At 60.9% G+C, this 6,000-nt stretch carries 7 protein-coding genes and 1 pseudogene; 2 read left to right on the forward strand and 6 right to left on the reverse strand.

The genetic code is table 11. The annotated features are described in order from the left end of the window. Positions 1-200: 200 nt before the first annotated feature. Positions 201-329, reverse strand: a complete 129-nt coding sequence (locus tag CH251_RS05435) for a tautomerase family protein (protein ID WP_179273583.1) — start codon at positions 327-329, stop codon at positions 201-203. Positions 330-343: 14 nt separating this feature from the next. After that, entirely contained in the window at positions 344-487 is a 144-nt protein-coding gene (locus CH251_RS28225) for a hypothetical protein (RefSeq protein ID WP_373454919.1), read from the reverse strand. Here CH251_RS28225 and CH251_RS27810 point away from each other — a divergent pair. Next, entirely contained in the window at positions 422-826 is a 405-nt protein-coding gene (locus CH251_RS27810) for a hypothetical protein (protein WP_256978849.1), read from the forward strand. The two genes, CH251_RS28225 and CH251_RS27810, sit on opposite strands and share 66 nt — an antisense overlap. A 145-nt stretch (positions 827-971) precedes the next feature. On the opposite strand, the gene CH251_RS05445 is transcribed toward CH251_RS27810, so the two are convergent. The 3 genes from CH251_RS05445 to CH251_RS05455 are packed head-to-tail and all read right to left on the reverse strand — an operon-like array spanning position 972 to position 5,018. Continuing rightward, positions 972-2,729, reverse strand: a complete 1,758-nt coding sequence (locus tag CH251_RS05445; RefSeq protein WP_179273585.1) for a long-chain fatty acid--CoA ligase — start codon at positions 2,727-2,729, stop codon at positions 972-974. Continuing rightward, positions 2,726-3,535, reverse strand: coding sequence for an enoyl-CoA hydratase/isomerase family protein (locus tag CH251_RS05450; RefSeq protein WP_094612245.1), 810 nt, complete (start codon positions 3,533-3,535; stop codon positions 2,726-2,728). The genes CH251_RS05445 and CH251_RS05450 overlap by 4 nt, the downstream gene beginning before the upstream one ends. Further along, on the reverse strand, positions 3,513-5,018 hold the full coding sequence (locus CH251_RS05455; protein ID WP_094612246.1) for a hypothetical protein: 1,506 nt from the start codon (positions 5,016-5,018) through the stop codon (positions 3,513-3,515). The genes CH251_RS05450 and CH251_RS05455 overlap by 23 nt, the downstream gene beginning before the upstream one ends. Positions 5,019-5,100: 82 nt before the next feature. Here CH251_RS05455 and CH251_RS05460 point away from each other — a divergent pair, with 82 nt between their 5' ends. After that, positions 5,101-5,697: a TetR/AcrR family transcriptional regulator gene (locus tag CH251_RS05460; protein ID WP_094612247.1), complete on the forward strand. Its 597-nt coding sequence runs from the start codon at positions 5,101-5,103 to the stop codon at positions 5,695-5,697. A 74-nt stretch (positions 5,698-5,771) separates the two neighbouring features. Here the strand turns inward: CH251_RS05460 and CH251_RS05465 are convergent. Next, positions 5,772-6,000 (reverse strand): annotated as a pseudogene (locus tag CH251_RS05465) (acetyl-CoA C-acyltransferase); the annotation flags it as partial.

The following is a 6,000-nucleotide window of genomic DNA, read 5'->3' on the forward strand; positions in this document are numbered from 1 at the left end:
GCTGCGCACTCGAGTACACCCTCGATCAGACCCCGAGAGAACCGACATAGTTGGAACGGCAGTTAGAACCGAGAGGGCGATCAGGCCATCGTGCACCTTCCTGTGCTCGAACTCGCGGGACGACGACGTCGCCGGGCGGTTGACAGGAGTCGTACGGGGCGCAATCGGCCTTTGTCGGCGTCCTTGAGAACAGGTCGCGGTCAATACGGCAGCGGTGCGTTGGCCTCTGCCCACGCCATCTCGGCCTCGGATCGTCCTGGTGGTGGGATGAGGCCATCGATCATCCACAATTCTTCGCTCGTTTCGTCGATGTGGAACTCCCAGTGCACCCGGTCATACTGGGTCAGATACGTGGCGAGGATGTCACTCCCGATTGTGCTGTTCTCCGACGACTACGCGGATCGGGTAGATGTCTTGCGATGTGGGCGATTTCGACTCTCACGCTCGGCCGAGTTTCGCCGCCGCTGTAGATGTCCTCGGGCGCAATTCGCGCGAAGATCACGACGACATAGAAGCGCGCAAGCTGCCGTTTCCGCGCGATGTCGTCGGCGGCATCGTGTCTGTTGTTGGCAACTCGGCAATTGTTCGCTTCCGTCAGCATCATCACCGGATGGCTAACGCCTCGCCTGGAGCAGCATTTGTCCAACAAGCCGTTGGACCAATGCAGGGCCGCTCGACCGGACATATCTTGCCTGGCGGCGTGTGGCACCTGAACTGCGGACCGCGACTCTCGTCGAGGCGTCTTGACAGTGTGTTTACTGAAAACCCCAAAAGTACCCTCAAGCTTCATTTGCGGGCGCAGCAGCAGTATTCATCGTCTACCTGACTGTCGCGGGCGACATAGAGGCAACACCGCTGACGGTTTACGCGCGTGACTGCAGCACGTCGAAGAACCGTAGCGCGAACACCTGATAGGAAAGCTTAGAACGTGAGAATGGCTCGAACCTGTCTATTTCAACCCCTGCGACTCTTCAGTTGCGGTCGTACATCGTCTCAATTTCGTCTCGGTAGTTTGAATGTATGGTTCGGCGTTTGAGTTTCATAGTCGGCGTCAGTTCGCCGCGGTCCACTGTCCACTCGGACCCAAGCACCACCCACTTCTTGATGTGTTCGACGCGTGAGACGGCTTGATTCGCCTCTTCGACTACGCGCTCCACCTCCGTTGTGACAAGCGGATCATGACTCAGGTCATTGGAAGTCGGTACCCCTCTGGAGGTCAACCAACGACGCGTTGCCTCCGAATCGAGTGTCAAAAGCGCGACCAGATATCGCTGATTGTCGCCGTACACAAGTGCCTGTGCAATCAGTGGGCTCGTCGCCAGACGAGCTTCGATGCTGTTCGGTCCGATGTTCTTCCCCCCCGCCGTGATGATTAGTTCCTTTTTGCGGTCGGTGACACTGAGAAAACCGTTGTCATCGAGTTTTCCCACGTCACCGGTTCGGAGATAACCGTCATCGGTAAATAGATTCTCGTTCGACAGCCCTCGATATCCGGACGTGTTGAACGGGCTGCGGATGAGGATTTCGCCGTCGTCATCGATCCGAATCTCGACGCCGGGCAGAGGTTCACCGACCGTACCGATCCTGATTCGACCAGGCCGATGGCTGACGGTTGCACCGCAGGTCTCGCTCAATCCGTACACCTGATGCAGAGGTATTCCCAGGCTCAGAAAGAATTCTTCGACGTCAGGCGACACTGGGGCACCACCGGTCACGGCGTGTGCGCACTGATCCAGGCCGAGTCCGGAGCGGATCATCGCGAACAGGCCCTGATCTGCCTCGCGTGCACGAGACTCCATATCGAGGTCGATAGACTCGTTGTTCAGCCGCGCTAGGGCCACCGCGCGCGCGTTCGTCATAGCGGTGTCCACAGCGCGCTTTTGTTCTTCACCGACCTCGCTCAGTTTTGCCGTGAGCGAGGACCGAATTTTCTCCCACACGCGGGGCACGCCGAAGAACATGGTTGGTTTCGTTCGCTGGAGCGCCGGCAGCAGGTCGTTCATATCCCCACAGAAAGCCGTTGTGCCACCTAAATGCAGTGGGAGGTACAACGAGCACACGCGTTCCGCGATATGTGCCAACGGCAGATACGACAGGAAACGGGGGTTGGCGGGGAGCGAGAAGTGTTGTGACGCAGACTTAACCGCGGCGACTAGTTGGCGGTGAGTAAGGGGCACGCCTTTCGAGGGGCCTGTTGTGCCGGACGTGTAGATGAGGACGGCAGGTGCATCAGGATCGACCTGCACCGCTACCTCTTCTGCGGAGGAACGGCCCAATTCCAGAAGTCGGCTCCAGGTGATCACGAGGCATTCGATTTCTGGAGCTTCGGTCACGTCGTCGGTCAGGACGATGACACGGAGTGACTTCATCGAGGTCAGTGTGGCTCGAAACCGTTCGAGGCCGATCGAATCGAGGATCAGGGTACCGATATCCGAATCGTCGGAAATGTGGCGTAGCTGATCGTCGGAAGCCGTGGTGTACGCAGACGTTGTGCATGCACCGATGTGCAAAGCCGCAAGATCTCCGAGAATGTGTTCAACTCTGTTGGTGAGTAGCAGGCCAACGGTTTTCGAGGGCTCTGCTCCGGCGGCGATCAATCCCGCCGCGGCCTCGCGAACTACCGAGTGCGCCATGGACCAGGACCATTCGTGATCGCCGTCCACGTAGGCGAGAGCCTCGGGATCGGATTCTGCCCGTAGCGTCAATAAGTCGCACACCGTATGGCTCACTGCGCAGTCCATTCCGGATTGCGCTTCTGAAGGAACGCGGTGATCCCCTCGACCACGTCGTGGGTGGTTGTGAGCCGGTCCAATTCCTGCTGATTTTGCAACCACGAATCCTCCTCGTAGGCCTGTGTGTTGGCAACGATGCGTCTGGCGAGTCGTTTGGACGCGCGGACCGCCAGCGGTGCGCCCGCCGCGCACAGGTGGGCAAGTTCCATTGCCGTGCTCATGACGTCGTTTGGCTCGACTACTCGGTTGACCAGTCCCCAGTTCGCTGCAGTCTGCGCAGTCATGGGCTTTCCCGTAAGCAGAAGCTCAAGCGCGATGTGTTCCGGTATTGCAGACATGAGGCGAAAGGTTCCGCCTGCCCCCGCGATGAGACCACGGTGAACTTCGGGTAATCCGAAACTGGCGGTAGTCGATGCTACTACCATGTCGGACGCGAGTGCGAGCTCTGTTCCCCCTCCGAGAGCAGAACCGTTCACCGCCGCAATGATGGGCACAGAGATCGGATGGCGGACTATGCCTGCAAATCCCCAGTGTGCCGTTTCCGGCGGGGTCACCGCGTCGGGTCCGCCGGCGCCGAGGGCCTTGAGATCCGCTCCGCCGCAAAACGTCGCCGAACCGGCTCCGGTGAGCACGATCGCTCGGATCTCACGGTCCGACTCGGCGGCGTCCCAGGCTTCGCCCAACTGCGTGTGCACACGCGCGTCGATGCTGTTCGCAGCCTTGGGGCGATCGATGGTCACAACGAGTACGTGCCCGTCGCGTTCGATCGTGACTACCTGTTCACTGCTGTCGTTCTTGTACACGAATGTGCCCTTCGACTGACTCGATAGCGATTGTGGTGCCCACTGTTTCGGTGGGTGTGCTGGTTCGATACAGAGACAACATCCGGGCGCTTTCAATGTCGCCGACTGCGGTCTGGGCCGCGATACGTCGGCCGTCGGTGTCCCTGGCCACCAGGAAGGCCTGAGCTGGTTCCTGCTGCCGAGAATGCTCCACGCACACCGACTCGACCACGACTTCTCCGCTCTCGGCGCGTGCCCGGACCGGCGAATCGTGTGCGATCTCAGTGGGTTCGGGGTCGCCGATGTATCCGCCCTGATGTTCGGCGTCACCCAGCAGTATCGAATGCTGATAGGTCATGTAGCCGCCGTTCGCATGCACCAGAGCGCAGTGCTGACCGCCGCGGATGGCACGAACCGATGCGGCGATCGAATGCAGTGAATGGCTGCTCAGCGGTCCGCCGAACGACGAGTGACCCCCAGTGACGCTGGGAATCAACGATGCCGGCGCTCGGAGATGTCGGGTGGCCAATGTGGGGACGATAGGAAAGCAGCTGTAGACGTCCAGAACATCGATCCGATCGACGCCGATCGATGCAGCGTTCAGTGTGCGGTCCAGGGTGGATTCCATCGCGAGTGAGCGACCGAAGCTGTTGCGGTCCAGTATGTCCGAGGTGTCCTCGGCTCCGGCACCGCCCCAGACGTAGACGATGTCGCTCTCCGGGACAGCGTTCTCTCGCGCCTTGGACAGACTCGTCACGATCACGCATGCTGCTTGGTCGACGAACGGCATTGCGTTCATGGACAACGGATATGGCTCGCAGATCATGCGGTTCAACGGCGAAGGGGTGCCGATGTCCGCGGCGGTCCGTGCCGTACCGTTCCACGAGTACGGATTGCTCTCGGCGACACGAGAAAAAGCTGCATAGAGATCGCTGCAGCGCTCCATCTGCGCACGCGGACTCTCCGCTGTCTCGAACCTGAGGCGGTTCTCGAACAGTGGATAGATTCGTACCGGCGTGATGAGACCTGCCAGCTGCATTGCTGCACTGCCCAGTTGGTTCATGTCGAAGCTCGGCGGCCCGCCCGGGCTGGTTGTCCATCCCGCGTCTGCTGGGTCTCGCCCGGCTTTCGTCATGGCGGACACCGAGGCTTGCGCTTCACCGCCGGCGATCACCGCAATCGTCGATTCTCCTGACGCGATGCGTGCTGCGGCGCGATCCAGAAGCCTGGCGGGCCACTGCCCGCCGATCGGTGCGTCGAACAAATCGGAGGGCTGCGCGCCGAAACTCGTCGCCAAAAATGCGGACGGATGTTCGTAGGACCAGCTGGCGATATGGCAGACAGCGATGCTGTCCGCGCGGCTGAGCAAGGGTGCCGCGGCCACCCCGGAGATCGATTTGGCTGCTCGGCGAATGAGACCGAGGGGCTCGAGATTCAGGGCTGTCCCGCACCCGCTGGCTTCGCCGACGGCCACAATCACGGGAATCCGGTCGGGGTCGCTCATGGGCGCTTCCGTGTGTAGATCATTGAAGCAACCTATTACAGACAGTGATTGTCCGCAATAGCCGGAGTGCGACACTATCTCCGTGAACGACGAAACTTCGCTTCGACGGGGCAGGCCACGCGACCCTCACTTGGAGCAGCGCGTGTACGACGCAGTTCTCGAGGTGTACTGGGAACGAGGATGGTCAGGCTTCACTCTCGACGCAGTGGCGCGCAAGGCCACGGTCGGCCGAGCGGCGCTGTATCGGCGGTGGGCGTCCAAGGGCGACCTGTTAGTCGACGCCCTGGAGGCACGGAGTCCGCTCGCGGAACCGATCGATCTCGGCACTTTCCGGGCGGACCTCGTCGAACTCGCAGTTCAGCTACTTGTGGGCTATCGAAGTACCGCAGGCCTGGTGAGCCTACGTGTCGCCCTGGATGCGCGGGTGCATCCTGATCTACTTGGGCACATGATGGACACGCTCAATCGGAGTCGACTGGTCGCCGCTCGTTCGATCGTTCACCGCGCGCAGGAACGAGGCGAAGCGCCCAAGTCGACCGACACAACTCGGATCCTCGATCTGGTGACCGGTGCTGTTCTGAGTCACGTGATCTTCTCGCATCGCCAGGTTGCCGATCAGACTGCTGAAAACGATCGTGTCTACGCGGAAAGTATGGTCGACACAGTGCTGAGTGCCTGAGTGCCTGAGTGCCTGAGTCCTGAGTGCCCGAGTGCCTGGCTGCGGACCGATGGCATCGAAAAGAGGATCAGCGACTATTCGGTTCGTGCCGGGACGCGCACTATGAGGGCGTCGCCCTGTCCACCGCCGCCGCACAGTGCGGCCGCGCCCACTCCGCCGCCGCGTCGCTGCAGCTCGAGAGCCAGATGCAAGGCAATGCGGGCTCCCGACATGCCGAGGGGGTGCCCGATCGAGATCGCTCCGCCGTTGACGTTGACGATCTCGGGATCGATGCCCAGCTCACGCGTCGACGCGATTCCGACC

This window comes from Rhodococcus sp. 06-462-5 (assembly GCF_002258315.1).
Taxonomy (GTDB): Bacteria; Actinomycetota; Actinomycetes; order Mycobacteriales; family Mycobacteriaceae; genus Rhodococcoides.

Bases quoted from the DNA above. Each gene is read 5' to 3' on its own strand.
- CH251_RS05455 (WP_094612246.1), bottom strand. From the start codon at position 5,018: ATGAGCGACCCCGACCGGATTCCCGTGATTGTGGCCGTCGGCGAAGCC.